Source organism: Filimonas lacunae, from assembly GCF_002355595.1.
Classification (GTDB): domain Bacteria; phylum Bacteroidota; class Bacteroidia; order Chitinophagales; family Chitinophagaceae; genus Filimonas; species Filimonas lacunae.
This window is the reverse complement of record NZ_AP017422.1, coordinates 7,473,840-7,500,517: the sequence shown is the minus strand read 5'-3', so window position 1 is coordinate 7,500,517 and position 26,678 is coordinate 7,473,840. Positions and strand designations below refer to the sequence as shown.

Annotated in this window: 19 protein-coding genes; 12 read left to right on the top strand and 7 right to left on the bottom strand. The window is 43.7% G+C overall.

All coding sequences use genetic code 11. From position 1 onward, the window contains the following. The first annotated feature begins 65 nt into the window (after positions 1-65). Positions 66-1,748 (top strand): NAD+ synthase, encoded by a 1,683-nt coding sequence (locus tag FLA_RS29725; protein WP_076377202.1) that lies wholly within the window; start codon positions 66-68, stop codon positions 1,746-1,748. A gap of 63 nt (positions 1,749-1,811) precedes the next feature. Next, a complete protein-coding gene (locus FLA_RS29720; protein WP_076377200.1) occupies positions 1,812-2,936 on the top strand; it encodes a TlpA disulfide reductase family protein in 1,125 nt (374 codons plus the stop codon). Positions 2,937-3,007: 71 nt separating this feature from the next. Here the strand turns inward: FLA_RS29720 and FLA_RS29715 are convergent, their stop codons facing one another. Both FLA_RS29715 and FLA_RS29710 read right to left on the bottom strand, forming a co-directional pair. Continuing rightward, on the bottom strand, positions 3,008-3,847 hold the full coding sequence (locus FLA_RS29715; protein WP_076377198.1) for a universal stress protein: 840 nt from the start codon (positions 3,845-3,847) through the stop codon (positions 3,008-3,010). A 67-nt stretch (positions 3,848-3,914) separates the two neighbouring features. Then, complete coding sequence (locus FLA_RS29710; protein ID WP_231940362.1) at positions 3,915-5,111, bottom strand: thiolase family protein; 1,197 nt, start codon at positions 5,109-5,111, stop codon at positions 3,915-3,917. Between the two features lie 88 nt (positions 5,112-5,199). Between FLA_RS29710 and FLA_RS29705 the strand changes: the two genes are divergently transcribed. Further along, positions 5,200-6,252, top strand: a complete 1,053-nt coding sequence (locus tag FLA_RS29705; RefSeq protein WP_231940361.1) for a quinone-dependent dihydroorotate dehydrogenase — start codon at positions 5,200-5,202, stop codon at positions 6,250-6,252. A 77-nt stretch (positions 6,253-6,329) separates the two neighbouring features. Here the strand turns inward: FLA_RS29705 and FLA_RS29700 are convergent, their stop codons facing one another. After that, positions 6,330-9,383, bottom strand: a complete 3,054-nt coding sequence (locus tag FLA_RS29700) for an AsmA-like C-terminal region-containing protein (protein ID WP_076377194.1) — start codon at positions 9,381-9,383, stop codon at positions 6,330-6,332. Positions 9,384-9,497: 114 nt separating this feature from the next. Between FLA_RS29700 and FLA_RS29695 the strand changes: the two genes are divergently transcribed. From FLA_RS29695 to FLA_RS29660, 8 genes are all read left to right on the top strand, one after another. Then, positions 9,498-10,271 carry a TerC family protein gene (locus FLA_RS29695; RefSeq protein WP_076377192.1) on the top strand — a complete coding sequence of 258 codons (774 nt, stop codon included), beginning with the start codon at positions 9,498-9,500 and terminating at the stop codon, positions 10,269-10,271. 20 nt (positions 10,272-10,291) lie between these two features. After that, positions 10,292-11,485 (top strand): carbamoyl phosphate synthase preATP-grasp domain-containing protein, encoded by a 1,194-nt coding sequence (locus tag FLA_RS29690; RefSeq protein WP_076377190.1) that lies wholly within the window; start codon positions 10,292-10,294, stop codon positions 11,483-11,485. 458 nt (positions 11,486-11,943) lie between these two features. After that, positions 11,944-13,320 carry a DNA repair protein RadA gene (radA, locus tag FLA_RS29685; protein WP_076377188.1) on the top strand — a complete coding sequence of 459 codons (1,377 nt, stop codon included), beginning with the start codon at positions 11,944-11,946 and terminating at the stop codon, positions 13,318-13,320. A gap of 2 nt (positions 13,321-13,322) precedes the next feature. Beyond that, complete coding sequence (locus FLA_RS29680) at positions 13,323-14,015, top strand: ComF family protein (protein WP_076377186.1); 693 nt, start codon at positions 13,323-13,325, stop codon at positions 14,013-14,015. Positions 14,016-14,081: 66 nt separating this feature from the next. Then, positions 14,082-14,639: a glutathione peroxidase gene (locus FLA_RS29675; RefSeq protein ID WP_076377184.1), complete on the top strand. Its 558-nt coding sequence runs from the start codon at positions 14,082-14,084 to the stop codon at positions 14,637-14,639. An 83-nt stretch (positions 14,640-14,722) separates the two neighbouring features. Further along, positions 14,723-15,946, top strand: coding sequence for a DNA polymerase III subunit (locus FLA_RS29670; protein WP_076377182.1), 1,224 nt, complete (start codon positions 14,723-14,725; stop codon positions 15,944-15,946). A gap of 121 nt (positions 15,947-16,067) precedes the next feature. Beyond that, a complete protein-coding gene (locus tag FLA_RS29665) occupies positions 16,068-17,525 on the top strand; it encodes a PSP1 domain-containing protein (protein WP_231940360.1) in 1,458 nt (485 codons plus the stop codon). A gap of 179 nt (positions 17,526-17,704) precedes the next feature. Beyond that, a complete protein-coding gene (locus FLA_RS29660; RefSeq protein ID WP_096511386.1) occupies positions 17,705-18,445 on the top strand; it encodes a porin family protein in 741 nt (246 codons plus the stop codon). Positions 18,446-18,539: 94 nt separating this feature from the next. Here FLA_RS29660 and FLA_RS29655 read toward each other — a convergent pair whose 3' ends face one another. The 4 genes from FLA_RS29655 to FLA_RS29640 form a co-directional block, all read right to left on the bottom strand. Then, the gene (locus tag FLA_RS29655; protein ID WP_076377175.1) at positions 18,540-19,718 is read right to left on the bottom strand and encodes a hypothetical protein; all 1,179 of its coding nucleotides are present in this window, start codon (positions 19,716-19,718) and stop codon (positions 18,540-18,542) included. Positions 19,719-19,736: 18 nt separating this feature from the next. Further along, positions 19,737-20,387, bottom strand: a complete 651-nt coding sequence (locus FLA_RS29650) for an ATP-binding cassette domain-containing protein (protein ID WP_076377173.1) — start codon at positions 20,385-20,387, stop codon at positions 19,737-19,739. An 80-nt stretch (positions 20,388-20,467) separates the two neighbouring features. After that, positions 20,468-22,162 carry a DUF4836 family protein gene (locus FLA_RS29645; RefSeq protein WP_076377171.1) on the bottom strand — a complete coding sequence of 565 codons (1,695 nt, stop codon included), beginning with the start codon at positions 22,160-22,162 and terminating at the stop codon, positions 20,468-20,470. A gap of 59 nt (positions 22,163-22,221) precedes the next feature. Further along, positions 22,222-25,140 carry a glycoside hydrolase family 3 N-terminal domain-containing protein gene (locus FLA_RS29640; RefSeq protein ID WP_076377169.1) on the bottom strand — a complete coding sequence of 973 codons (2,919 nt, stop codon included), beginning with the start codon at positions 25,138-25,140 and terminating at the stop codon, positions 22,222-22,224. Between the two features lie 285 nt (positions 25,141-25,425). Between FLA_RS29640 and FLA_RS29635 the strand changes: the two genes are divergently transcribed. Continuing rightward, a complete protein-coding gene (locus FLA_RS29635) occupies positions 25,426-26,487 on the top strand; it encodes a helix-turn-helix domain-containing protein (RefSeq protein ID WP_076377167.1) in 1,062 nt (353 codons plus the stop codon). Positions 26,488-26,678 lie beyond the last annotated feature (191 nt).

The window sequence follows — 26,678 nt, the reverse complement described above, 5'->3', positions numbered from 1 at the left end:
AGATAAAGGATAGTGAAAAAAACGGGATACTTTTTACCAAAGTTCAGATAGCCTAACTTTACCGTATGAAGATTGTACTGGCACAACAGAATTATCACATTGGCAATTTTGAGAGTAACACCAACAAGATTATAGAAGGCATTGCCCAGGCAAAAGCGCAAGGCGCTGACCTGGTGGTATTTACCGAAATGAGCATTTGCGGCTATCCCGCACGCGACTTTGTAGAATTTTCCGATTTCATTAATAAGTGTTACGAAGCTGTCAATACCATTGCCGCTTATGCCGATGGCATTGGTGTGTTGGTAGGTTCGCCTGCACGCAACAGCATTGAGGGCGGTAAAAGCCTTTTTAACGCAGCCTTTATGCTGTATGATAAAAAGATTCAGCAGGTGGTGCACAAAACATTGTTACCCACTTATGATGTGTTTGACGAGAACCGGTATTTTGAGCCCGCCTACGAATGGCATGTGATTCCTTTTAAAGGCAAGAAACTGGCCGTTACTATATGTGAAGACATCTGGAACCTGGGTAACAGCATTTTATATCGCATATGCCCTATGGACGCACTGATGGCCCAAAAACCAGACGTGATGATTAACCTTAGCGCGTCGCCTTTTGATTATACACATAATGATGACCGTAAAGCCATTGTAAAAGCCAATGTGCTTAAATATGGCCTGCCCATGTTTTACTGTAATGCAGTAGGCAGTCAAACGGAGATTGTGTTTGACGGCGGATCGCTCATATTTGACAAGGCAGGTAACCTGTGCAAGGCCTTGCCCCTGTTTGAAGAAGCAGTAGATGGGGTAATATTAAATGACGATGGCAGCCTGGATGCAGGTATAGTAGCATCTGCCGCAAGCCTGCCCGATGCAGAGCTCAACCCTGAGCAGTTGCAGCCCACCTTGCACATAGAACAGGTGTACCAGGCACTGGTGATGGGTATACGTGATTATTTCGCCAAAATGGGCTTTACCAAGGCTATCCTCGGCAGCTCGGGTGGCATAGACTCCGCAGTGACACTGGCACTGGCCTGCGAAGCATTGGGAAAAGAGAATGTGAGGGCGATATTAATGCCTTCGCCCTACTCCACCGAACATTCAGTAAATGATGCTGTACAGCTGAGCCAAAACCTGAACAATCCTTACGATGTTGTACGTATTGACAATATATATCAGTCATTTTTAGATACACTCCAGCCTGTTTTCAACAACCTGCCTTTTTCACTGGCAGAAGAGAATATGCAAAGCCGTACACGTGGCAACCTGTTAATGGCCATTGCCAACAAGTTTGGGTATATACTGCTGAACACGTCCAACAAAAGTGAGCTAAGCACCGGCTATGGCACTTTATACGGCGATATGGCAGGCGGCCTGGGTGTGCTGGGAGATTGTTATAAGTTACAGGTGTATGAACTGGCCAAATACATTAACCGCAACCAGGAAATTATACCCGGCAATATTATTACCAAACCACCCAGTGCAGAACTGCGGCCTGACCAGAAAGACAGCGACAGCCTGCCGGACTATGCCATTCTCGACAGCATTTTATATCAATATATTGAAAGGCGCCAGGGGCCTGCCGAAATAATGGCCCAGGGATTTGATAGTGCACTTGTAAACAGGGTGTTAAAAATGGTGAACGTAAACGAATACAAGCGTAACCAGTTTTGCCCCATTATAAGGGTATCACCGAAGGCTTTTGGGGTAGGCAGGCGTATGCCTATTGTTGGAAAATACCTTTCTTAACATCTTCCCACTAGCTTAATATAGTAGTAAACCGTAATTTCAGTGTTCAAAAATCTAATAGAGATGAAAAAATCATTTTTGTGGCTACTGGCAACTGCTCCTCTCGCAGTATGTGCACAAACCAAACCTTATACATTAACCGGAGAATTAAAGAATATAAAAGAAGCACCTTCTAAAGTGTTTTTATGGTATGCGGTAGACGGAAAGCCTGTTACAGACAGCGCTACTGTTACTGCCGGTAAATATGCCTTTAAAGGGGATGCGGCTCAACCTGTAAATGCAACCTTGATTTTAGGAGCAGGTAACCCCAGAACTGCAGAAGCTAAAAATACAGCAACTGTATTTTTAGAAGCAGGTGCACTTAAAGCCATCAGTATTGATTCGTTCAGTAACATTACTGTAAAAGGTGGAGCTGCAAATACAGCTTACGATCAACTGAAAAAAGAACAAAAGCCTGTTAGCGATCAGATGCAGGCTTTAATGGGTGAATATCGTGCAGCTTATGAAGCCAAGAACGAAGAGAAGCTGAAAACAATAGAAGCACGTTACGACTCTCTGGACGAACTTAGCAAAGCGGGTTACGAATCATTTCTGAAAAAGAACCCCACCACTCCTATTGCATTATATGTTATCCGTAACTGGATGCCTTATGATATTGACGTAGAGAAGTTAGATCCTATCTTCAACAAATTGCCTGAGGCTACTAAAAGCTCAGCAAGCGGTAAAGCTTTACAGGCTAAACTGGAAGTAGCTAAGAAAACCAGCATTGGTAAAGAAGCTCCGGATTTTACCATGAATGATACTTTAGGCAACCCGGTAAAACTGTCTTCTTTACGTGGTAAATATGTACTGCTCGATTTCTGGGCTAGCTGGTGCGGCCCTTGCCGTCGTGAAAACCCTAACGTGGTAAAAGCTTTTAACGAGTATAAAGACAAAGGTTTTACTGTATTAGGCGTTTCATTAGACCAACCTACCGGTAAAGAAAAATGGTTAAAAGCTATTCACGATGATGGCTTAACCTGGACACATCTTTCTGACTTACAGTTCTGGAACAACGCAGCTGCTAAAGAATATGGCGTGCAAGCTATTCCTCAGAACTTCTTAATTGATCCGCAAGGTAAAATTGCCGGTAAGAACCTGAGAGGGGAAGACCTGGAAAAGAAACTGGCCGAGCTGATTAAAGGATAACTATACAAAGCCTTGCAAAAGGCGGCACGTAAAAAAAGGTAAGCATTACAACTGCTTACCTTTTTTATTATCTAGTCATGAACAATCATCAGGGGAACGTGGCTATGGAATGCCAGCATTTTGGTATGGTTGCGCCTGAACAACCCATCAAACCAACCATGCTTTTTAGGAATAGCGATAATCACATCTATTTCGTTTTCCATAGCAAAGTAGTTGATCGCTTCTGTAAAGTCTTCTGCTTCGAGGAAGTGATACTCCGGCTTGTGTCCTTTAGCCTGAAACAACGTATCCAGCATCAGCCCTTCGTAATTGGCATCTTCCGGCAAAGGATCTAATTCACTGCTTACATTTAATACAAACAGCTTGGCCTTTGTCATTTCCAGCAAATCTACAATCGGCTGCACGGGAGTAGTTTGCACTACCTGCTTAAAATCGCAGGCCAGCATTACTTCTTCAATGGGCTTATAGCGGCACTCGGCCGGAATAATGATAACAGGTACATTGGTGTGTTTGGCAACATTGGTGGTATTGCTACCTACCAGCACTTCTTCTACTTTACCACCACCTGTAATGCCCATGATAATAAGCTGCACCTGTTCGCGCTCTACAATATCCTGCACGCCTTCTGTTAACGAATTGAACTCACAGGCAGATGCAATAGGGATAGTGGTGCTGTAAGTTTCTTTGATATTGGTAATAAAATTATCCATTCCGGTTTGACTAACCTGCTTTACATCATCCAGACTCAGCATTTGTAAGGTGGGCATCATAGGATCTACCGAAATAGGCAGCTCGTAACTATGATAAAATAACACCCGCGCGGCCTTAATATCTTCAGCTAATTGTAGCGCGTATAAGGCAGCATTCTTTGCAGTGGACGAAAAGTCGGTAGGAACCAGAATTGTTTGCATACATGAATTATTTTTTTGATAAAACTATACCTGGGGTACCATGCATACAATGACCAATATCATGCCATTACATATTCTCTATTATTCCTGCAATGCCTTGTCCACCACCTACACAGGCAGTAACAATGCCGTATTTCTTATTCAGTCGTTTCAGATCATTTAATATTTGCACGGTTAACTTACAACCAGTACAACCCAGCGGATGACCTAATGCAATGGCCCCGCCATTAATATTTACAATATCTGGGTTCAGGTTCAGCTCGCGTATTACCGCCAGTGATTGGGAAGCAAATGCTTCATTCAGCTCTACCAGGTCAATATCTCCTAAGGTCATACCTGCCTGCTTCAATACTTTAGGTACTGCTGCTACCGGACCTATGCCCATAATACGGGGATGTACGCCAGCACTGGCGCAATTTACCAGGCGGCCAATAGGTTTCAGGCCCAGTTCGTTTACCATACGTTCGCTCATTACTACCACAAAGGCAGCGCCATCGCTGGTTTGCGAGCTGTTACCGGCAGTAACACTACCACCCAATGCAAACGCAGGTTTTAATTTGCCCAACGCTTCCAGGGTAGTATCTGCCCTCACACCTTCATCCGTATCTACGATAAAAGTTTTCGATTTCTTCTTACCATTTTCATCCACATACACCTGCTCTACGTTAATAGGTAATATTCCAGGTTTGAAATAACCATTCTGAATAGCGTGCATGGCCTTTTCATGTGAGCGCAGCGAAAAAGCATCCTGATCGTCACGTGAAACATTAAACTCTTTGGCAACTGCTTCCGCAGTTAAGCCCATGCTCAGGTAGTAATCCGGTTCGTCTTTGGCAATGGAATAGGCAGGTACTGTTTTCCAACCAGCTGTAGGCACCAGGCTCATGCTTTCGGTGCCACCCGCTATAATGCATTCGGCCATACCTGTGCGTATTTTAGCTGTAGCCGTGGCTATGCTTTCCAGGCCGCTGGCGCAATAGCGGTTAATAGTGATACCCGCCACTTCAATACCTAATGCACGGGCAGCTATAATGCGGCCAAACTGTAAACCCTGCTCTGCCTCCGGCACCGCATTTCCTACAATCACATCATCCACACGTTTAGGATCCAGCTGTGGCACAGTGGCCATCAGCCCTTTTATAACTTCTACCGCCAGATCGTCGGGGCGATAAAAACGTAAACCACCTTTTTTGCTTTTTCCTACGGCGGTTCTGTATCCGGCTACTATATAAGCTTCCTGCATGGTATTTTGTTTCTTATCCAAATATAAACAATAAAATGTAAATAAGTTGTCTATGCAACTAAGTTAACATCAGCTTGTAATTTGCCGCGGGTGCATTTATCTTCGCGCCATGATATACCCCCTTCTTCGTCAATTACTGTTTAATCTGTCGCCCGAAAAAGCGCACTATTTTTCTATGAACCTGTTGCGCAGCGGGTGCAGTCTTGGGCCGGTAAAATCGATGGTACAGCAGTCTTTTGAATTAAAAGACAGCCGTTTGCAAAAAGAGGTGTTTGGCCTGCAATTTAAGAACCCGGTAGGATTAGGAGCCGGTTTCGATAAAAACGCAGCTTATTTAAATGAACTGGAAGCCCTGGGCTTTGGTTTTGTGGAAATTGGCACGGTTACCCCCAAGGCACAACCTGGTAATGAACAGCCACGCCTGTTTCGCCTGCCGGCAGATAAAGCGCTGATCAACCGCATGGGCTTTAATAACGACGGGGTGGAAGTAGTAGCAGAAAGATTATTGAAGTGGAAAAACAGAAAAATACAGTCTGGTGCCAACAAGATGATTATTGGCGGTAATATTGGAAAAAACAAGGTTACCCCCAATGAGGATGCCTGGAAGGACTATGAAATTTGTTTTACCCGACTGTTTGATGTGGTGGACTATTTTGTAGTGAACGTTAGCTCACCCAACACACCCGGCTTACGCGAATTGCAGGAGAAAGATTCGTTGCGTAAAATTTTATCGCGCTTACAGGAAATTAACCAGGGCAAGCAGGCCCCCAAGCCATTGCTGTTAAAAATAGCTCCTGACCTTACCAACGAGCAATTGAATGATATTGCCGACCTGGCAGCAGAAGTAAAGCTAAGCGGCTTGGTGGCCAGCAATACCACCATTGACCGTAGTAACCTTACCCCGAGCTCTAAAGCGGAAAGCGAAAAAATTGGCGCTGGTGGTTTAAGTGGTTTGCCCGTAAAAGCCCGTTCTACAGAGGTGGTAAGCTACCTGGCACAGCAAACCGGCGGCAAAATTCCTATTATAGCCAGTGGCGGTATTTTTACCGGAGCAGATGCCCGGGAAAAGTTACAGGCTGGCGCTTCATTAGTGCAAGTGTGGACTGGCTTTATTTATGAAGGTCCTTCTATTGCTAAAAACATTTGTAAGCAACTGTTATAAGACTATCGTTTGAACTGATGATATGAAAAAAGCCGCAGAAATGATTTCCTGCGGCTTTTTTATGAATGTACATGCTATTAGCTCTTTTTCTTTAACAGCCCTTTCAGCAAGCCTTTGCCCGCTTCTTCTACCTTTTGTTTGGTACTTAATGAATCTTTAGTAGTGGTGCTATCTTTTTTCGCGCCCAGCAACTGGTCTTTTAAAGCATTGCCGGCATCTTTCACCAACTGATTTTTAACGCTGGCTATAGTATCTTTTACCGCTTGTTTTGCAGCAGCCACCGCACTGTCGGCTGCCGCTTTCTTTTCAGCAGCAAAGGTGCTTGCCTGTTGTTTTAATTCATCAGCCACGCTGCTACCCGCCCCTGCCAGATCGGTGCTTACAGTTGGTTTATTAATGAAGCCACCCAGGTTTACTTTCAGATTGATAATATCGCCTGGTGTAATATTTATTCCTTTGCTGCTGGCTTTAGCAGCCAGGCTATTTACCAGTTGATTGGCCTGTGTGCCCAGTTTTTCACGCGGCACTTTCATATTGATCACATAATTCAGGCTTTGATCTAAACCATGTGTGCCGCCTATTTCCATGCCTATATCCTTCACCTGAACAGTAAAAGGTTTTACCAGCACTTTACCATTGGCAAACTCAAAGTGACTTTTAATGTCTTTTACCGTAATCTGCTGCAGATCGTTCAGTTTTAAGGTAGAAGCAATTTTATCCAGCGGACCGAACTTGCTAAGCATACCTTGCAGTAACAGCAAGGTGCCATCTCCGGATAAAGTGGAAAGATCGGGCATCATATTTTCGCCCAGGTTTCCTTTCAGGCTCATTTGTGAAGTAAGCTTGCCCGACAAAAACTGCCCTACAGGCATCAGCTTTTGTACGGTATTGAAAGCAGTAAAGGTTTTTTGAATATCCAGGTTTTGTACATCATAGGCCATGCTGATAGCAGGCTTCTTTTTACTGGCTTTGGTAGCATAGGAACCATTGAGCGCAATAGTACCGTCCAACGCTTCCATCTTCACATTTTTAAGTGTAACCGCTTCATCCTTTATTTCCAGTGTACCTGCAATATTCTTATAATCTACTTTATCATATTTCACATTTCCTGCGCTGGCATCTACTGTAAACTGGATATTGGCAGGCACTGCAAAAGGCTCTGATGTAACCGCTGTAGTATCAGCAGCGCTGGCAGGCACCATACCCATCCATTTATTCAGGTCTATTTTATCCGCATGCATTTGCAGTGTTCCTTTCAACGGCTCGTCTTTTAAAGCATACCCCAGCAGGTTATCAAAACCACCGGCAGCCGTAAAATTGGTTTGCATAAAGCTACCACTCACATTGCTGATGCTTACTCTGGCAGGTGTAAATGCCAGGGTGCCCGATTGCAATGCTACGCCATCCGGGTACTCTTTGGATTTGTACTCCACCTTAAACACCTGTAAAGTACCCGCAGTTTGAAAAGCGTCGTACTTTTTAGCATCTACATATGATTTCTTTCCTTTGCAAGAAATATCTGCATTCAGCTGTCCTGATAAGGAAGTACCTGGTTCAAATGTATAGAACTGCGCAATGTTGGCGAGGTTAAGCCCTCCTTTAGCAGTTACTTCAAAATAAGGGTCAGTGGCCGGCGTCTTTAACAACAAGGTTAAGTCAGCACCATCCTTTCCCACCTCCACGTGTGCAGATGGAACCTGAATAACAGTGTGGTCGGGCACCCCATCCGGGTTGGTAAACTCAATGCGTGCATGTGTGTTTTGTACAGGCTGAGGAAAAGCCGGAGAAGCATAATACAGTTTATTGATCTCCACAAAACCACTGGCGCTAAAGCTGCCCGGCTTTTGTTGTGTAACCACTACCACATCTCCTTTTGCCTGCACATCGGCATTAACCGTACCCGAAAGCTTTGTTCCGTTTTCCAGCTTTACAAAACGGGTAACACCGGCAAGATCTAAATTGCCTTTAGCGCCGGCATCAATGTATTGTTTGGTAAGCGGATTTTTTAACAGCAAATGAAAATCGAAAGGATCGGCGCCAAATTCAATATGTGCTTTGGATATATCCACTACAGTATTATCTGTAACGCCATCAGGGTTGTTTACTTCTGCTGCTACCCGGATGTTTTTAACCGGGGCAGGCAAATCAGGATACTGGAAAAAACCATCTTCCACATTCAGCTTAATATTATAAGCCGGTATTTGCACACCATTGTACACTCCTTTTACAAAGCCGCTCAACCCTGCCTTACCACTGGTTTTGATAGAAGCGAAATCGTTTTTATATACAGCCGGCACTAACGATAAAAAACTTTTGAAATCGTTGGAAGGTGCGTTAAAGCTGATATCCATGTTATAAGTGCTATCGTTCATGAACTGGAAAAAGCCCTTGGCACTTAGTTTCAGATCATTGATGGCAATGTCGTTTGTATTAAAAGTATACTTACTGTTTTTAGCATCTATCTGCAACTTCAGCCCTACTGCTGTTTTTGTATTCAGCAAATAAGGAATGCCCCCATAAGTGAAGGTTACTGCATCAGCTGTGGTGTGCGTATCCAGTGTAAACAAGTCGGACGTAAAATCGCCACTGCCTTCATGATTGAGGTTTACAATTTCTGTGCTCATGGCGCCTACCTGGTCGTCATATACAATATAGCCGTTGCTAATACTGTAATGCTGCAGTTGCATGCTAAAAGGCTTGCCTTCTGTGGTGGCCGTATCGGTTGTTGCATCCGGCTTTGTAATATTCCAGTTGGCTTTACCATCTTTATTTACAATAGCCCGTATACGTGGCGTGTTAATATTAACCGCATAAATGCTCATTTTACTACCACTGATCACACTCCACAGGTTTACCGCCACATCTGCTTCTTCGGTACTTACCAGGGTATCTTTGGCAAATTCATCAATACCCACCACATAAAAATGCTTCAGCGAAACGGAAGCACGCGGGAAATGACGGATGAAAGAGAGACTTACATCGGAAAAATCGGCTTTGGCCAGAATGTTTTTATTGATCTGTTCTTTTACAATACGGATGATTTTTCCTTTAAAAAGTAAGGGTAATGTAATTAACAGAGCAAGCAATACCAGCAGGCTGATACCTGTAATCTTCAGCACTTTTTTAAGCATCGTCTACGTTGGGTTTTGTATTAGTCAATTGGGGTTACAAATGAAAGATAAGGGTGATTTCCATTATTCGGAACTATTTTTGAATATTTGCTGTACATATTAGAACAGTTTGGCATGACACAAATTTTTACGGCTGACAACCTTGTCAGTTTTTTTGTATTGGTAATTCTGGAAGTGGTATTAGGCATTGATAATGTGATTTTTGTAAGTATTATCATGAATCGCCTGCCCAAAGCGCAGCAACCCAAAGCCCGTGTTTTGTGGATGATATTTGGTATTATTATGCGCAGCATTTTGTTGATGGGCTTAAGTTGGCTATTAGCACAAAAAGGCCATTATCTGTTTTCAGTGGCCGGAAAAGGCTTTGACCTCAGCAGTTTGGTAATGCTGGCGGGTGGCTTGTTTCTGATTTATAAAACGGTAAAAGAAATTCATCATAAGCTGGAAGGCGAGGAAGAGCATGCAGATGGCACTAAAAAACCGCTGGGCTTTTCTGCGGCCATTTTTCAGATAGTGCTGATTGACATGGTATTTAGCTTTGACAGTATTATTACTGCCGGGGGCACCGCCAAAGTGGTGGAAGTAATGATTGCTGCGGTGGTGGTAGCTATGATTATTATGTTTTTATTCAGCCCGGCCATTGCCGGCTTTATTCACAAACATCCTACTTTAAAAATGCTGGCCCTCTCCTTTTTGGTGATGATTGGCTTTGTATTATTAGTGGAAGGTTGGGACAGTGAACGTTCGCACGACCTGCACCTGAAAAACTACGTTTATTTTGCGATGGCCTTTTCATTTATAGTGGAATTGTTAAACATGCGCCTGAGAAAGGGACAAAAATCTGAGCCGGTGGAATTGAAATCCCCACGTCTCGACGAAAAACCCTAATTTCGCGCAATCTTTCGAAAATGAGCAATACACTTTCCTCCAACGAATCGAATCCGTCCGGTAAGAAAAAAATCATCGTTTTAGGTAGCGGTCCTAACAGAATTGGCCAGGGTATTGAGTTTGACTATTGTTGCGTGCATGGTCTGCTGGCTATTAAAGAAGCAGGTTATGAAGCGATTATGGTAAACTGTAATCCTGAAACCGTATCTACTGACTTTGACATTGCGGACAAGCTGTACTTTGAGCCCGTGTACTGGGAACATCTGTGGGAAATAATTGAGCTGGAGAAGCCTGAAGGGGTGATCGTTCAGCTTGGTGGCCAAACAGCCTTGAAGTTGGCTAAGCGCCTGCACGAGAAAGGTATACGTATTATAGGTACATCTTATGACAATATGGATATCGCCGAAGATCGCGGCCGTTTCAGCGACCTGCTGAAAGAGCTGGATATTCCGTATCCTCAGTATGGAACCGCTTACACTGCTGATGAGGCTATTGAAGTAGCCAACCAGGTAGGTTACCCGGTGCTGGTTCGCCCCAGCTACGTATTGGGCGGTCAGCGCATGCGTATCGTTATTAACGACGAAGAGGTAGAAAAAGCGGTGATCAGCCTGCTGAAACACATACCCAATAACAAAATACTGATTGACCATTTCCTGGATCGTTGCCAGGAAGCGGAAATTGACGGTATTTTTGATGGTACTGATTTTCACGTAATGGGCGTAATGGAGCATATTGAACCTGCTGGTATTCACAGCGGTGACAGTAATGCTGTGTTACCTGCCTTTAACCTGACTCCGATGGAAGTGACCACTATGGAGTTTTACGCTGAAAAAATTGCCCGTGCTTTAAATATTCGCGGTTTAATTAATATACAATTTGCTGTAAAAGAAGGAAAAGTGTTCGTAATTGAAGCCAACCCACGTGCTTCCCGTACCACTCCGTTCATTGCCAAGGCTTACGGCATTCCTTACCTGAACATTGCCACTAAGGTGATGCTGGAAGATAAAAAACTGAAAGACTTTACCATTAAAAAGCAGCTGAAAGGCTACGCCATTAAGGAACCGGTGTTCAGTTTTGACAAATTCCCGGGTGTAAACAAGGAATTAGGACCAGAAATGAAGAGCACAGGCGAGGCCATTCGCTTTATTAAAGACCTGCGGGACCCTTACTTCCGCCAGTTGTATAAAGAAAGAAGCATGCACCTGAGCAAATAACGAATAAATAAAGCCCCGTTTACAACAAACGGGGCTTTTTCTTTCTCATGTGCATTCTCATGCAGTGGAAATAGAATATCTTATTAATTCATTTTCTTATAACAGTTAACGCTTTGTTAAGTAAATATAACCTACCCACCTGACAAAACGGAATAATCCGGCCGCTTTTTTCCGGATTTTAAGGTGGGTTCAGGGGCTGTGAAAAGGGTGGCACCGTATAATGAATTAAATTTATATAAATGTGTATAACCCAACCTGACAGCATTACGGAAAAAGTGTCATTATGCCACGCTGGCTTGCATTTCAGCGATTCAAAAGTTTTCAACAAGGGCAAAAAATAATTTTGATTTGTGGCTCATTATTGTAATTTAGTGGCAGAATTTAATGGGTTAGTAAGTAAAAGGTCGGCATTCATGCTGGCCTTTTTACTTGGCGGCAAGTGACCTTATCTTTACAGCATGAGCAAAATAAAAACAGCATTCTTTTGCAGCAATTGTGGTTATGAAAGTGCAAAATGGCTGGGCAAATGTCCTTCATGCAACCAATGGAACACCTTTATAGAAGAAGTGCTGGACAAAGGCAATAAAAACGAACAGCATAACTGGAAAAATTACACCGAAACCAAACGCCAGGGTAAAACCATAGCCCTTAGCCAGGTAAGCAGCATTGAAGAAGAAAGAATTGTTACCGCCGACAGCGAATTAAACCGTGTGTTGGGTAGCGGCATTGTACCAGGTAGTATAGTGTTAGTAGCAGGCGAACCTGGTATAGGCAAAAGCACCTTGTTTTTACAAAGCGCATTGCAATTACAAGACGTGGTTACCTTATATATAAGTGGGGAGGAAAGTGAACAGCAGATTAAAATGCGGGCCGACAGGTTGGGCATTGTCAATGAAAACTTCTATTTGCTTACCGAAACTTCTACCCAGGTAATTTTCCAGGAGATTAAAAAGCTAAAGCCGCAACTGGTGGTGGTAGACTCTGTACAAACATTACAGTCTAACTTTATAGAATCATCTCCCGGCAGCATTTCTCAGATACGGGAATGTGCCGCAGAGTTTCAACGCTTTGCCAAGGAAACCAATACACCTGTTTTCTTAATAGGCCATATCACCAAAGACGGCAACATTGCCGGACCTAAGATATTAGAACATATGGTAGATACGGTGCTGCAGTTTGAAGGCGATCGTAACTATACCTACCGCATATTGCGCACATTGAAAAATCGCTTTGGCAGCACTGCCGAACTGGGCATATATGAAATGCTGTCTTCCGGTATGCGTCCGGTGAGCAACCCATCTGAAATTCTCATCACGCATAAAGAAGACCAGTTAAGCGGTGGAGCTATAGCAGCCACTATGGAAGGCTTGCGCCCGTTGTTGATAGAAGTGCAGGCACTGGTTACCCCCAGCGTATATGGCACCCCGCAACGCACCGTAAGCGGTTTTGATTTAAGACGTTTACAATTGCTACTGGCTGTGCTGGAAAAGCGTGGCGGATTTCAGTTTGGATTAAAAGATGTATTCCTGAACATTGCAGGCGGTTTAAAGGTAGAAGATCCATCCTCCGACCTCGCAATTATATGTGCCCTGCTTTCGTCGTATGAGGATGTTCCTATTCCACAACATATTTGCTTTGCCGGTGAGGTAGGCCTTAATGGTGAAATACGCGCCGTGAATCGTATTGAACAACGTATTGCAGAAGCAGAGAAACTGGGGTTTGAGAAAATTGTAGTATCCCGCTATAACCAGAAAAACCGGGATGCAGTTAAACACCTGAACATAGAAGTGCTGGCATTAGGCCGTGTGGATGAAGTATACCAGTTGTTGTTTTAAATATGAAACGCTATATCACCTCTTTGCTGCATTTGTTTTACCCCCACAACTGTGCGGGTTGCGGTTCTGATGTGTTAGCACCCGATATACCTGTATGTGCATCCTGCCATAGCCAGTTGCCGGCAACCTCCTTTATGGGAATAGAAGGCAATCCTGTTGAAAAATTGTTTTATGGCCGGGTGCGCATAGCGGCGGCAGGTAGCCTGTTTTATTTTACCCGGCAATCTGCCGTGCAACGCATACTTTTTCAGTTGAAATATGAACGCAACCAGCAAACGGGCTTATGGCTGGGTAAGCAATTAGGCCAGCAGTTAAAAAGCAGCGGAAGATTTGCCCACGTTACTGCTATTATACCAGTGCCATTGCATCATCGTAAACAAAAACAACGGGGCTATAATCAGTCGCAGTTAATTGCAGAGGGCATATCCTCCGTTTGTAAATGGCCGGTTATCACAAAGGCTTTACAACGTAGTGTATTTACCAGCACTCAAACACACCAGAACCGGGAAAACCGGTTGCTGAACCTGCAGAATGCTTTTTCCGTTCACCCGCAACACCTTCTGTCCCACACACACGTTTTATTGGTTGACGATGTAATTACTACCGGGGCTACCCTGGAAGCGTGTGCACTGGCCTTGCAACAGCAGAAAATTACCGTAAGCATTGCCACCATCGCCAGCACCTTGCTATCTTAACACAGTTTATTTTTTCGATACCCCTTAAATGCCCACCTTTGTTAGTATCATTAAAAATAAAAAAGCATGAAATACTTCATTTTTTGCCTCGCCTTTATAGCTATAGGTTTTGCTGCTATTAGCAAAACGCCTTCTTTCAAACCCAAGCCTAAGACTATTTATAATTTTAAGATTGCTTCTTTAGATGGCGGCACTATTGATTTCTCGGCCTACAAAGGCAAGAAAATACTGATAGTAAACACTGCCTCTAAATGTGGCTTTACTAAACAGTATAAAGGTTTGGAAGCTTTGTATGAAGCGCATAAAGACAAACTGGTGATTGTAGGTTTTCCTTCCGACAACTTTGGTGGCCAGGAATACCAGGACAACAGCGAGATTAAAGAGTTTTGCCAGAAGAACTTTGGCGTAACCTTCCCATTGACTACCCGTGTTGATGTAAAAGGAGACAGCATTACACCCGTGTTTGATTACCTGACTCACAAAGTGCAGAATGGTGTATTAGATGCAACTATTGGCTGGAACTTTAATAAGTTTATCATTGATGAAAAAGGCAACCTGCTGGCTCATTTCGACAGCAAGGTTACACCGGAAAGCCCTGAGCTGCTGAAGTATATAGAACAATAATCAGTGGCTGTACCTAACAGCCCTGTTATAACACCTGGAATAGCGGAGATATTTTTTGTTAGTTGAATTTTTGATGTAGGCATATGCAGTTTGATAAGGTTATCGGGCAAAAGGAAGTGAAACAGCATTTGGTAGAGATGGTACAGCAAAACCGTTTAAGCCATGCATTATTGTTTTTGGGAAAGGAAGGCAGTGGCGTATTGCCATTAGCCCTGGCTTTTACCCAATTTGTTACCTGCACCACCCGTTCGGGCAAAAATAAAACGCCTAAACAGGAAGCAGGCCCTTCTATGTTTGGTGACGAGCCAGCAGCAGAAGCGCCTTCTACTCCACAGTTGTTAAATGACTCCTGCGGCACCTGCCCCGCGTGTTTTAAGGCGCAGAAGCTGATGCACCCCGATATACATTATTCCTACCCTGCTATACCCCGCAAAAGCGGCGATAAACCTACCAGCAGTGATTATGCTACCGAATGGCGTGAGTTTGTAGCAAACCAGCCCTATGGCAATGCTTTTGACTGGCTGCAGTTTATAGGCGCAGAAAACAAACAAGGTAATATTACCGCCGATGAGTGTAACGATATCATCAGGAAATTAAGCCTGATGAGCTTTGAAAGCGAATACAAGATCCTGTTAATGTGGATGCCCGAATACTTAGGTAAAGAGGGCAACAAGTTGCTGAAATTAATAGAGGAGCCACCACCTAATACCTTATTTGTGCTGGTGGCCGAAAACGAGGAACAGATATTACCTACTATATTAAGTCGCTGCCAGCTGGTGAAAGTGCCTTTACTGGAAACGGCTGAAGTTGAAAAAGCTTTAATTGAACGTGCCAATGCCCCGGCCCAAACGGCCCGGCAAACAGCTGGTATTGCCGAAGGCAACTACCGCGAGGCGCTGCAATTATTGCAACATGCAAGCGACGACTGGCAAAGCCTGCTACGCGACTGGCTGAATGCTGCCTTAAAAGGTGGCCCCGGCGCACAGGTAAAATGGATTGAAGAAATAAGCAAACAGGGCCGGGAAAAGCAAAAGCAGTTTTTGCGCTATTTCAACCACCTGTTAGAGCAAAGTATACGTATCCGGGTAATGGGCGCTGATAGAATTATGCTGCCCGACCAGGAAAAAGACTTTGCCCAGCGCCTGAACAAAATAGCTTCCGTAAGCCAGCAACAAACGCTGATTGAGGAGCTGGACAAGGCCGCTTATTACATAGAACGCAATGCCAACGCCAAAATGCTGTTCCACGCCCTCACCATTAAGCTCTACCACATTATTCAGGATAAAGCGCTATTTTTGACTGGATAGACATTACAGTAATTACTAATAATATTGAAATCAAGGATATATGGGATGTGGATCATGTGGAACAGGCAAACCTGGCGGCTGTAAAAGCCATGGGAGCTGCGGCACAGGTAGTTGTAACAGAATGAATGTACACGACTGGCTGATGAACCTCCCTTTTAGCGATCCCGAAAGCAGTTGTAAAGTAGTAGAAGTATCTTTTAATAAAGGAAGCCGTAAAGAATATTTCAGGAATAATTCTCTTCAGTATTTTGAAAAAGGCGCATACGTAACAGTTGAGGGCGTAAGTGGATTTGATGTAGGGGAAATAAGCCTGACCGGTGAACTGGTTCGCCTGCAAATGAAGAAAAAAGGGGTGGATGAGTTTAACCCCGATATGAAAAGAATACTACGCCAGCCTTCTGAAAAAGACGTTGAACTATTTCAGCAGAACAAAGCACGCGAGCCACAAATGTTGATGCGCTGCCGCGCTATTGCCCGTCAGCTGAATATTCAGATGAAGCTGAGCGAAGTAGAAATTCAGGCTGATGGTAAAAAAGCTACTTTCTTTTATACTGCCGATGATCGCGTGGATTTTCGGGAAATGATTAAAATTTACGCCGGCGAGTTTAAGGTAAAAGTGGAAATGCGGCAGATAGGCATACGTCAGGAAGCAGCTAAAGTAGGTGGCATAGGAAGCTGTGGCCGTGAATTATGCTGTAGCACCTGGTTAACCGACTTTAAAAGTGTAACCACTACAGCTGCCCGCTACCAGAACCTGAGTATTAACCAAACCAAATTGAGTGGTCAGTGCGGCCGTTTAAAGTGCTGCCTGAACTACGAACTGGATACTTACCTGGATGCCTTACAGCAATTCCCGGACAATGCAGACACGTTGGAAACCACACGTGGCACTGCACACCTGATTAAAAAAGATATTTTCAAAAACCTGATGTGGTATGTGCTGCCCGATAGCAGCAAACAATACCCCTTAACCATACAGCGGGTAAAAGAAATAAAGCGTCTCAACGGTCGCGGCGAAAAGGTGGAAGAGTTACAGGCAGTAGAACTGGTGAACAACAAGCCCAAAGAAATAGAACCGCAGTTTGTAGACGTAGTAGGCCAGATAAGCCTGCGCAGCCTGGAAAGAGGTAGCAAGCGCCGTAAAGAAAAAGACCATCGCGAACAGCAACAGCAACGCAACGATCGCAAAGGTGGCAGCGGTGGTGGTCATAACGAGCGGGAAGCCAAAGCAGAGCGTAGCCATGAGCCACAACAACGTGGCGGTGGTGGAGGGCAGCAGCGAAATGCGGGCAATGAGCAACAACGCCAGGGCAACAACCAGGGCGGTGGGGGTAATAACAAACCACCTCAGCAACAACAGCAGCGCAACCAGCAACAAAAACCAAAGCAGCAACAACAGCCTCAACGCCAGGGTGGTGAGGGCAACAATAACCAGCAGCAAGGTAGTGGCAACAACAAACCGCCACAACAGCAGCAGAAACACCCGCCCAGGCAACAACGGCCACATCATAATCAAAGGCCACCACAGGATAAAAAACCGCCACAACAAACACCTCCTCCGCCTTCTGATAAGGCATAAAGGTGTTTTAACGATAAACTTTCAAATCGCCGTACTTTTACCCGTACGGCGATTTTTTTTCTACACTATTCAACCAGGCAGCATTGGCACAATATCCCCGTATACAGCTGGTAATCATCATTTTATAAATTCTGGCACGGTCTTGGTCTTTCTACCTGCATTAACCAAAAATTCGCACTATGAAAAAGAGAATGATTTTGATGATGGCAGGAATTGCAGGCTTTACAATGGTTAGCAACACCTATGCACAAACAACCACAACTACCACTTCTTCTAACACTAACCCAGGCGGGGTGTATATAAGAGGGGGTTTAAGTCTTGCCAACATTTCTACCAATGGAGATGGAACCACTAGCAGCTCTAATACCCTGGCCACTTTTAATGCTGGCTTTTTGGGTGACCTTCCCTTAAATGACATGTTTTCTTTACAAGCCGGTTTATTTTTACAAGGAAAGGGGGCTAAGGCTAACCAGTACCTGGATGACAACAACCACAACGACAACTATGTAAAAGCCAGTTTTCGTCCTTATTATCTGCAGGTTCCTGTAAACTTTGCGGTAAAAGTACCATTAGGAACTGATAGCCGTATTTTCATAGCTGCGGGACCGTTTGTATCTATGGGACTTTGGGGTAACACAACCGTTCGCACGAAAGTTGCCGGGGGAGCAGAAAGTGTAACCAAATCTGATATTAAGTTTGAATCTGTTGACGGTAATGGCCAAAATGACAACAACTACGATCGCTTTAAAAGATTTGAATTCGGCTTAAACGGCGCTGCTGGTATTGAAGCTGGCCGCATGATGTTAGGCGTTAATTACGATTGGGGCCTGAGCAAGATCAACCAGATCTATGACAATCAGAACAACGACAAAAACAAATACCGCACCTTTAGCATTAACCTGGGTTACCGCTTAAACTAAAAGGTATTTATTACAAAAGCATATTTTAAAGCGCAATAAAAAGCCGTAAGCAGTGAGATACCCGCTTACGGCTTTTCCTTTATAATAATGATACCTATTGCCTGATATACTTTTTGATAGTACTGCTGTTTACCAGCCATAATACTATTAAGATAACTAAAGCAGCCAGTATAGTGTATGCAGATAAAAAATGAGGGATGTACATACTCTGTGCTTCCAGTACATTAGCCAATACAAACTGCAGGATGGAAATAACCACCAGCACAGCAACAATTACTACAATATTGGATGGAAAAAAACGACGCATCAAAAAGCGGTATAACTGCGTAGGGGCTGCACCTAATGTAATAAGCAATATAATTTCTTCTTTACAGGAAGCAATAGTTAACTGAATAAACAGAGTGAATATCAATAAGGCAAAAAGCAACATCAGAAAGCCCGTAACCCCGGATATATTCACTACTGTGTTTACTATCTGACGGTATTTGCTGAAACGTGTTTTATCAGCATCAGTAGTAAGCCCATGATCTGCCAGGTATTTCACCAGCTCCGGATTACCTGCATCTTTTGTACGTATTACCACACGGGATGGCTTAGCATTGGTATTGTTACCAAAACGCTGATTGGCCCAATCCATAAAAACCTGCGGCACCAATACAGAAGATATTCTATCGCTAAAGCCTACCACTTTGGCGTAGTAGGGAAAAGAACCTAAAGAAGTGCGCACATTTACTTTAAGTGGCATGTTTTTTATCAGGTCTTGTGTCAACTGTGGCAAGCCCTGTGAAGTGGCAAAACCGAAGTTGTATAAATCCAGGAACATATTAGGAATGATGATAGGAATAAATTGCGATTGATCGTTCCAGGTCCAGTCTTTATCCACCACATCAATAAAAGCATCTGGTACGCTTTCAAAGAACAGATCGGTATAAAAAGGTAATTGCCCATCTCCACCTTCTGCCGATATTTTAAACCTGCTGGGTGTAAGCAAGCCCACAGCATCTACAAAAGATTGTTGTTTTAGCTCGTTAATTTCCTGGTCGCTTAAGGTTGTAGCACCTACCGTTTTTTCGTTCACCACCTTGTTCAGTACCAGGAAATTGGCTACACTATCCTGATTAGTTTTACCATGTAACAAGCTGTTATAATTCACCTGCAACTGCACAGCAGCCAGTATCAGCAATAAAGCCACCGACAAACCGGTTACTGCCATAATAAACCTGGTTCGGCCTGCGCTTGCTTTAATCAGTTTCTTTAGTAAGGTATTCAGCATACGATGATATAGGGTTAATTACAGGTTGTAAAAGACATTATAATCAAAATGTGCATCTTCATCCAAATCGGTAAGTACAAACCCGGCCTTACGCTTTTCGCACTCTTCTGCTATTAATGCAGCTGCTTTGCGGGTGTTGTTTGCATCCAGGTGGCTAAAAGGCTCATCCATCAGTAGCCAGTTAAAAGGCTGCACCAATGCACGAACAATAGCAATACGTTGCTGCTCGCCATAGCTGCAAAGCCCTGCACGCTGCTGTAGTATATGCGTAATGCCTAACCGTTCGGCCATGGCATCAATAACAGAAGCATCATACAATGGCGTGGGGGTAAGCACCCTGTTTAATTCTATATTTTCGCGCGCTGTAAGGTTTGTGAATAAACGTAAATCCTGGAACACCACACTTACTTGCTGCTGACGCAGCACTGCCATAGCAGTGGCATCATAAGCACGCTCATCTTTGTTATCCCATAACACAGCCCCTTTATAATCATCACGCAACCTGTACAATATATGTATCAATGTTGTTTTACCTGTGCCGCTGGGCGCTTTTACTTTAATACGCTGTCCTTGCTGCAACAAGACATCTGTATTCCAGATATCACTGCTGCGTTGTAATATTTTATCACGTAAAGGAACCGGTACCAGGTTTTGTAAGGCTAGTTGCATAGCTATTGATTATACACTACAAATCTATGTTACAAAAAAGCCCCGCTATACGGGGCTTTTATCAATATACTGTTATGTTATTATTTAACAGGAGCCACCGGCACTGCTACAGTAGAATCAACAGCTACAGAATCGGCAGCCTCAGCAGCATCCGAAGCAGCAGCTGCGCGTGCTTCTTCCTGCTTAAATTTATTTGCCACGGCCCATCCCAGTTTTACAAGGGTAGCCAGGCTGTTTTCTTTTTCATTACCGGTACGTAATTCCATTACGCCTTTTGAAGTGTTGCCTTCATATTTATCGGCGCTAACATAAGCATCTTTAAAAGTGGCTTTTACCTGGTTCATGATATCAATAGAAGAACTATCTACAGGTATAACGCTGAATATTTTGCTTAAATCAACATACATATAAGCCACTTTGCCTTTTCCTTTGCTGATTACATCACCAGGGATACCCGCTTTACCAGTACCTGTTTTGTATTGACCCAGTAAGGTAGAATCGCTGGCAACCAGCATGTTTTTCTCGTTCAGCTCTACCACCACAAAACCACCTAATGGCATGGCAGGTGTATAGCCGGTAGCGGTTTGTGTTAACCAGCCTTTAGCCGCTAAAGCAGACAGTACTTTATTATAAGACGCTTTATCTCCTACTTTCGCGTTGAAAACATATTTGATAGAAGGAGTTTTGGTTTTGTATTCAGGATAATCCGGATTAGACTTTTCTTCTACTACAAAATCGCTGAACACAACAGCCATGTCCCCTTTGAATGCCTTGGTAACATCTTCAACCGTAAAGCCTAATGTGGTCAGGTATTGGTTAGCTGTAGCTTCAAAACCGCCATACCTGATGATTTCAGCAATTAAGCCTAAGTCGAAGTTAACGGACAGTAAGCCGGTAACATTGTTAGAAGGATAAGTAGTTACCATATCCAGATCAACAGCAGATGGTGGATATTTTTTGATCATATCGGCCATTACCTTACCGCTGTACGAAGTGATATTAGCTTCTACCTTACCATTTTCAAAATTCACCACTATGCCTGAATAAGAATCTTTTACCAGATCGCTTATTTTGGTCATACCCAGCATAGGCAATGCATTAAATGCTCCACCGCTGTTAACCCACAACAGCAGGTCAGCCTTTTCTTTGATGAAATTTTTAAACGGATCAATAGCTAAGGCAGATTCTTCTGTCTTTAATTTGAACAGAGTAGCTAATTGCGTGCTGGCAGTTTTGCCGCTGGCAGCATTGTCATCAGAAAAAGAACGTGTTTGTGTGGCACCGGTTAAAATCAATACTTCATCGTTCCAACCTGCTACGGCATCACCATCCAGTTCTATTTCAGAATAGCCATCTACTTTTTTCACAGTGGCTTTAGGCATTTGCTTTTTCAGGTAAGCTTCCAGTTTAGAAGCGCTGGATACGGCAGCCACTGCACCAAACACCTGGGAAGTACCGCTCATCATAGAACCGCGCTGCTGAACAAAGCCGAATATGTCGCTCTGCCAGTCGATACCGGCATCTTTTAAATCTTCCCACTTTTTAATGTCTTCGGGAGCTACCTTACTTTCGGTAAACACTACTTTCAGCAGCGAGTCAATTTTAACCTGGCTGCCTTCCAGTTTATCGTTCAGTCTTTTAGCATTGGCAGCAAAAACAAAAGAAGCGTCTTTAGGGATGTACTTAATTTGCTTAGGTACACTCTTTTTGCAGGAGGCAAACAAAATAATGATTGCAACAACCGACAGGGATAAGGTGGTTTTTAGAATTTTCATTGTTATTCAAAGATTGATAAATGCTTAACGAATATATTATGAAAGTATGGCAAAGTGAACTAATTGTTACGAATGGCTTGATAAATAACCTCGTGAATAGCTGACCTGACATTCAATCGGGTTAATTTATCATTGCTCCCTCCTTCAGGGCAAACCCGGTTGCTCAGGAATATATACAACAGGTTTTGCTCAGGATCGGCCCATACGCAGGTACCAGTGAAGCCCGTGTGTCCAAACGCCTGTGCAGTAACTCCGGCAGCAGGATACGGAACTTTACGGGTGGCATTGTCCTTTTCCGGCTTATCAAACCCCAATCCCCGTCTGCTTACTTTACTGTGATAAGCGGTAAAAAAATCAATGGTTTCTTTTTTCAGCAGATGAACTTTATTCCATTCACCGCCATTTAATAGCAATAAATAAAGCTGAGCCAGATCATGTGCATTACTAAACAGCCCTGCATGACCGGCAACACCTCCTAAAAGAGCAGCTCCCGGATCATGCACATCGCCGCGTAATAGTTGCAGCCTGAAATACTTTTCCTGCTCTGTAGGTGCAATGGTGTTTACAGGTAAATATTTCCAGGGTTGAAAAGTGGTGGTTATCATATGCAACGGCCCATAAAAATGTTCGCGCGCAAACTCATCCAAAGGCATGCCAGATACCTCTTCAACCACCTTTCCCAGGAAAATAAAGTCATTATCACTATAAATATATGTGTTGGGGGCACCTAATGGGCTCTGTAAAATCCTTTTATAGAGTGTATCCTTCCAGGTATTTCTTAAAAACATGCCTTTGGCCACCCTTACCTGGTGGTTGCTATCCTCCTTTTCAACAAAAAAGCCCCTGAGGGGCTTTCCGGTCACCGTATGAATGGTTTCCTTGTAAAATGGTATAAAAGCAGTGAGTCCTGCCTGGTGTAGCAACAGATTTTCGAGAACCAGGTGCTCTTTATCGGTGCCCTTTACCCAAGGCAGGTAATCGCCCAGCGTTTTATGGATATCAATTTTACCTTGCTCATACAACTGCATAATGCTCACAGTAGTGGCTGAAATTTTGGTAACAGAAGCCAGATCATATACCGTTTCGGTAGTTACCGGCTCCTTCTTATCATAGTTCATATATCCGTAAGCCCGGTTAAATACGATGTTACCATCTTTTGCCACCAGCACCACACAACCCGGAGTGGCGCCTTTTTGAATAGCATTTTCAGCAATAGAGTCTATTGCATGGAGTGCCGCCGTATCTATTTTTATAGCAGTAGTGTTTACCGCAACAGACTTGCCGGAGATAATGCCAGTGCCATAGGTAAACTCCTTGCACACAGTAACAGGCAACGTACCATACGCTGTTTGCTTTCCTTGTAATAATGCCACTGCTGTTTCATGCATCAGGCTGTCATCTTCATAACAAGCCACCAGGTTATGCGCCTGGCAAAGATTTTTTATAGCGTAGGGATTGCCAAAGACAAAGCTGGTTACATTATCCTGCTGCTGCAACTGATTTAAAAGCGTAACAGCTGCATTACTGATTCCGAAGTTACCTGCCGGGTATTTATTATACTGATGTACTCCTATAATAATAGCGTCATAAGTTTTCGACTGTTCTAACAGTGCTTTTGCCTGGGCTTCTGTTTGTTTGTAGTCAAAATAAAAGCACTCCGCTCCCAACTGTTGCTGTAAAAGCTGCGCAAAACGGTTGGATTGTGCAAGCCCGATACCTATAAAAGCCACTTTCCCCTTTTTAACAAAGGGAATGGCGGCTGTATTTGTTTGCTTTAATAAGGTGATAGCCTGGGCATATACTTCCTTTTTTAAATCAGTAATACCTGCATTCAATTGCACGGTCAGGTTTTCGGTTTGTACAGGCTGCAGTGTGTTTAAGCCCAGGTTATACTTAGCCAGTAGCACGCGTCGCACATGTTCATCCAGTTGTTCTTTTGTAAAAAGGCCTTTCTTCATGGCTTTTTTTACTTTGCTGATCGTACCCTTAATATCACCCGGCAAACACAGCATATCATTTCCCGCAATAAGGCTTTGCAAGCCCGCCTCACCCGCAGGATAAAATTTGGTCACCCCTTTCATTTCCAGTCCATCTGTGAACGTAATTCCCTTAAATCCCAGCTGGTTACGCAATAGGCCCGTTACGTTTGCAGGAGATAAAGAAGTAGCGCGGTTGGGCGTGCTGTCAATAGCAGGAATATATAAATGCGCTACCATCATACTACCTACCCCCGCCTGTATCAGCTGGCGGAAAGGGTAAAGCTCCAAAGAATCTAACTGTGTAACAGACTTATTAATCACCGGAAGGTCCAGATGGCTGTCTACCGCCACATCTCCATGTCCCGGAAAATGTTTACCACACGCCATTACACCCGCATCCTGCATACCTTTGGTAATAGCAATGCCCCAGCGGGCCACTTTATACTTGTCTTCACCAAAACTGCGGAAATTGATAACAGGGTTATTGGGGTTGTTATTGATGTCTATTACCGGAGCGTAGTTCACCTGTATACCTATACGTTTACACTGTTCGGCAATAGCCTTCCCTACCCTGTACACCAGGTTTTCATCAGACACAGCCCCCAATGTTAGCTGATCGGGATATTTAGGCACACTGTCAAACCGCATTCCCACACCCGTTTCGCCATCTACACACACCATCACCGGAGTAGCGGCAGATGCCTGGATATGATTTATCATCTGCGCCTGTTTTACAGGCGGCCCCTGAAATAAACAAATGCCCCCGATATTGTATTTTTTGGCATAGGCCGCCACCTGATCATCGTAATAGGCAACTGTTGTGCCCTTCCGCTCGCTTACCCTTAGCACCATCAACTGGGCAATCTTCTCCTTTTTATTCAGTGTTTTAAATACACTATCTACCCAGTGAGCGGCCTGTTCATTCGCTTGCAAAAACTGTTGGGCGCCCGAATAACTCCATAAACAACATAACAAAGCCAAAACCAGCAGTTGCTTCATAAGATATAATTGGTTTATTTCTAATGACTAAGATAAGCATTAATTGGCCTGCCGCTGTTTTACACCAAAGTATGCCTGCAATTAGACACAGATATGCAAAAAAATATATGCGATGTATATGCAAATGAATTAATTTAATGCCGGAAACACATTCCACTCCTCTGGTTATCATATTCTTTTCCGTACTTATAGAAAGCTGCTAACAGGTGCAACAGGCACTAGTATCGACTTGCCAGTTCCACTTGGGTGATATCAGCATTTATTAACCAATAGGATTTATAACTTATGAACGACCTGTTAACCTTGCGCCATTGGCAAAAAGGTACTGCTAATAATGAGATACCCGCTGTGCTATGCCGTTATGTGCCCGAATGGCCACATAGCAATACAGAAACCCTGCACTACCCTTTTGGACATGTGATTACGGTATCACATACCGACAACAACACCCGGTATATCAGCCGCACTACCCATTTACCACATAAACCACAAACCTTTACTATTACCATACAACACCCGGCGGTGATATGCTATATCCGTGTAAAAGGCGCCGCCAGCATGCAGGTACAAAGCGAACATATCGATGCAGGTAACAGCACTATGCGTATTGGTTACCTCCCGGAAGGTGAAATAGCCGTAATGCCCGAAACAGGATTGGGCATTTCTATTATGATAGATATTGCCACTATCATCTCCCAATATGCCGACCAAAGCTACCAGGTACAGCAACTGTTGCAACACATCCGAAAAAATCCGCAACAGCTGCTAACCCTGCCTACTATCCCTCTCAACTACTGGCAACAAGGCGTGGTACACCTGTTACTGAATATAGGTAAGGATATGCAACACAGGCCTTCACTACATACCTGCACGCACCAGCTGGTAAGGCTTTACCTGATAGCCATGAACGATGATATTTCGGCCAGCACACAACAAAAACTCAATTTTGAAGTGCTTTCCGGTCGTAAAACAAAAAAAACATACCTGCTTCCCAACACATCTGAAAGCTTTCAATACTCAGCTATTGAAAACTATCTGCTTCAGCATTTAAAAACACATCTGAAAAAAGAAGAAGTAGCTACAGCCATGAACATTGGAGAAAAGGAATTTGTGCGCCTGTTCAAAGATGGTTATGGCAAACCTTATCGTGAAGGCTACCTGGAGCTTCGGATGCAAAAAGCATTTGAGCAGGTAATGCATGGGCAAGATAAATTATATAACATAGCAAGAAGCATAGGATACCAGCAACAGTCGGCCTTTGGAGAAAGGTTTGTTGAGTTTTTCGGTTTCCCTCCTACACTATACAAATGGCCATACATAAAAATAAAAAAACCATTATATAAATGAGCGGCAGGAAAAAGTCCTGTTGGGATATAAATGCCCCGGAATAAAAAAAAGTGTGTTCCTATATTTGTAAGGTCATTCATAAAGAGCACAACCAATGATCGCAAGCAGTAACCAAACTTCTATCAGTATCTGTATTATCCATTGCTCAGACTAAACCGGGCATTCGTTTCATTCATTTTCATACGCCAATC